The sequence below is a fragment of the Microcystis sp. LE19-84.1B genome (assembly GCF_027531875.1).
Lineage (GTDB): Bacteria > Cyanobacteriota > Cyanobacteriia > Cyanobacteriales > Microcystaceae > Microcystis > Microcystis panniformis.
Map to the genome: position 1 here is coordinate 1 of NZ_JAPZSR010000473.1, position 3,243 is coordinate 3,243.

Here is a 3,243-nt window from a genome sequence, read left to right on the forward strand (position 1 = left end):
TTTTGAGAGAATCGTCGTTCAAAACCTTGCGTCTTCATCGGCCCGCGTCCTGTAGGGGCGAAGCATTCGGGCAATAACCTATCGGTGAAACCGTAGATTTTCTATCCGAATGCTTCGCCCGTACTTTTTCAGCAGACCCTATTTAGGGTTGGCTGAAAAACTTTTTCGGCTCTTCTCGACTTTGTGTGATAATTTTTGCTTATGGAGTCGTGAAATGCTTATTGGGCAAGACTTTTAGGGCTATTTTGCCGATATTCTATCAGTATAGACCTCGTTTCCACACAGAAACCAGAAGAGCCCTTTTTCAGCCAACCCTAGATAGAGATTTTTCCTAGTAATTACCATCCTGATGATAACTACCTGAGATCGATCGAAATGGGATTTAATAAAAATAAGGCCGCATGACTAGCCATTTCTGCTGATAAATAAATCTTTTTATATTTAATAATCCCCGTTTCTAGAAAAGAATCCCTTAACATGGCTTTTGTCCCACTATTAAAATCCGCTTCGTAAAAAACTTCTTTAATTCCCGAAGAAATAATTAGTTTTAAACAGGAAATACAGGGTTCTAAAGTAACGTAAATACTAGCTCCTTGGGTAGAAATACCGTGTTTGGCCGCTTGAGCGATCGCATTAGCTTCGGCATGAATTGCTCTAGAGGGAATTTCTCCGGATTCTCGACAGGTTCCCAAACCGGGATAACAAAAACCCTGGGCAGTACAATGAACCGTTCCCGATGGCGAACCATTGTAACCCGTGGCTAAAACCTGCCGATCTTTGACAATTACCGCACCGACGGGAAAAGCTAAACAGGTGGATCTGGTGGCGGCTAATTTAGCGATCATTAAAAAATATTCGTCCCAAGTCGGTCTTTTTTCTTCAGAGTTGATCACGGTTTCATACCAAGCTAGAAAAAGCAAAAAAGAGGGGGTTCTCTCTGATAGCTTATCATTAGTTGACCTCTAAACCAATTAAAGCACCATCCTGACCACCGATCGCGTAGCCAATAGCCACAAGTAAACCAGCTAGTAAACCCAATAAAGCAACAGTTTTAAGCTGATTCATCTTTATTTATCTTAGGAAGTGGGAGATATAGGAGATGTGGGGGGACATTTCAGTTATCAGCGCCCTTCAGGATCTGATAACTGATAACTGATTAATGCCTAGCATAAAAACCAAAAAAAGCTCTGAATTTAATAATAATTTAAAGAATTTGACTGCTTGAGAATAATCAGATTTTGGCTGATAGCTAAACCCTGACGGCTGGCCAAATAACAGAAATTCTTAAGAAGCTAAAGGGTTTAAATCCCCAGAGAGAGCATTGTAGAATAAAGCGGTTAGTTATCTACTAGAAGAGAGGACTTTTCCGTCCTAGCGACGCAATTCTCTGGAAATCTCTAACCCAAATTGCCAAGGAGACTGAGTTTTAATGTCTGTTAATTTTTTGGGGGTTGGTTTGTTTCACCCTCTCCTTACCCCTTATCTCGCCCTCCATATTCCCGACGGCTTTTTGAGTCCACCAGTGAGTCTATTTACTTGGATAATTGCCGTTGTCCTGATTGGCTTTTCTCTCAAAAAAGTGCGCGGCCACTACGCTGAACGGGCTGTACCTTTGATGGGAGTTTGTGCTGCCTTTATTTTTGCCGCCCAGATGATTAATTTTCCCATTCCGGGGGGAACCTCCGGACATTTGTTAGGGGGGACTCTCGCAGGGGTTCTGCTCGGCCCCTGGGCGGGTTCTCTGGTGATGGCGGTGGTTTTTATCGTGCAAGCTTTATTTTTTCAAGATGGCGGTTTAACGGTTTTAGGGGCGAATATCGTCAATATGGGTTTGATCGGGACGTTTGGCGGTTATTATCTCTATCTGGGGATTAGAAAAGCCCTTGGTTTTAATAGTTGGCGCAGTACGGCGATCGCTGTTGCCGTGGCTGCTTGGACAAGTGTAGTGGTGGCGGCGTTAGCTTGCGCCCTGCAATTGGCTTTATCTGGCACTGTACCGCCTTTAGTCGCCCTTTTTGCCATGTTATCTTGGCATATCCTCATCGGCATCGGGGAAGCGGTGATTACCGTTTTCGCTGTCGGTTATATCTGGCGAACCCGTCCCGATCTCCTCTACGATCCGCCCCATTCCGTTCATACTTCCGTTCCCCCTTCCTACGCTTCTCGTCAATAGACCTCTTGTAAAAATCAAAAATTGTTGTTAGGGTCAGGAGTCAGGAGTTAGTAGTCAGGAGTCAGGAGTTAAGTAGGGAGGCACAATTATTTTTAGGATGGGTTAGCGGTAGCGTAACATGAGCGGGCGTTGGGTTTCATGCTTCAACCCAACCTACGTTCATCTTATATTTAATTCCACCCACCCACTTAGTAGTCAGGAGTCAGGAGTCAGGAGAATGAATAATAATCAATTAAATGGTCTATTTAAGGATTTTATGCAATTTAATCCTTATTTTTACCGTTTTTGAACCCTCAAAAATTAATTATGCAAGAGGTTTAATAAAGATTAGCCCATGAATATTCGCAGAAATAGCCAATTTTTTCTGATTGGCTTGGTATTATCCCTAATTATCGCCGTTTTTCTTTCTCCCTTTGCCAGTCCCGATCCCGACGGACTCGATCGAGTGGCGGAAGATTTACAATTTAGCCAAAAGGAAGACCCTAACGCCCTTGGTAATCAATTACCCTCCGCCCGAATTTTTGATGGTTATGCCCTCAAAGGTGTTCCCCAAGGTATCGCCACTCCCCTCGCCGGTTTTCTGGGAACTCTTGCCACTTTCGGCATCGCTTGGGGTATCGGTAAATTAGTCATTCCAAAATCCCAAAATCAGGAGTAAGTAGATAGGAGTCGGGAAGTGGGGCATTTAGCTGAAATTTCCCTAAACCCCTATATCCCTATATCCCCTTTCTAACTGATAAGTAGGGAGGCACAATTATTGGTAGGATGGGTTAGCGGTAGCGTAAACTATGCGGGCGTTGGGTTTCATGCTTCAAACCAACCAACGTTCATCTTATATTTAATTACACCCACCCACATAAATGACCCCCAGAAAAATGGTAAAAACCCACACCCCACACCCTGCCCCCAAGAAAAAATTTTTCCGCAGACTCCAATTATATCTAGAGGTGGTGTTCAATTCTATTTTTTAAATGGCGATCGGGTAAATAACAGTAATCACAATTAAGATTACAAAAAGAAGTCGGCTGCACGACTACTAAAGTAATTGGACCACAATCAGACCAATCTAT

At 43.4% G+C, this 3,243-nt stretch carries 3 protein-coding genes; 2 read left to right on the top strand and 1 reads right to left on the bottom strand.

Annotated features, from left to right (window positions below; all coding sequences use genetic code 11):
* Positions 1-356: 356 nt before the first annotated feature.
* Complete coding sequence (locus O9324_RS26275) at positions 357-893, bottom strand: deoxycytidylate deaminase (protein ID WP_043995593.1); 537 nt, start codon at positions 891-893, stop codon at positions 357-359.
* A gap of 536 nt (positions 894-1,429) precedes the next feature.
* Here O9324_RS26275 and O9324_RS26280 point away from each other — a divergent pair.
* Positions 1,430-2,173, top strand: a complete 744-nt coding sequence (locus O9324_RS26280; RefSeq protein ID WP_288141749.1) for an energy-coupling factor ABC transporter permease — start codon at positions 1,430-1,432, stop codon at positions 2,171-2,173.
* 334 nt (positions 2,174-2,507) lie between these two features.
* Positions 2,508-2,831, top strand: coding sequence for a PDGLE domain-containing protein (locus tag O9324_RS26285; protein WP_002769389.1), 324 nt, complete (start codon positions 2,508-2,510; stop codon positions 2,829-2,831).
* Positions 2,832-3,243 lie beyond the last annotated feature (412 nt).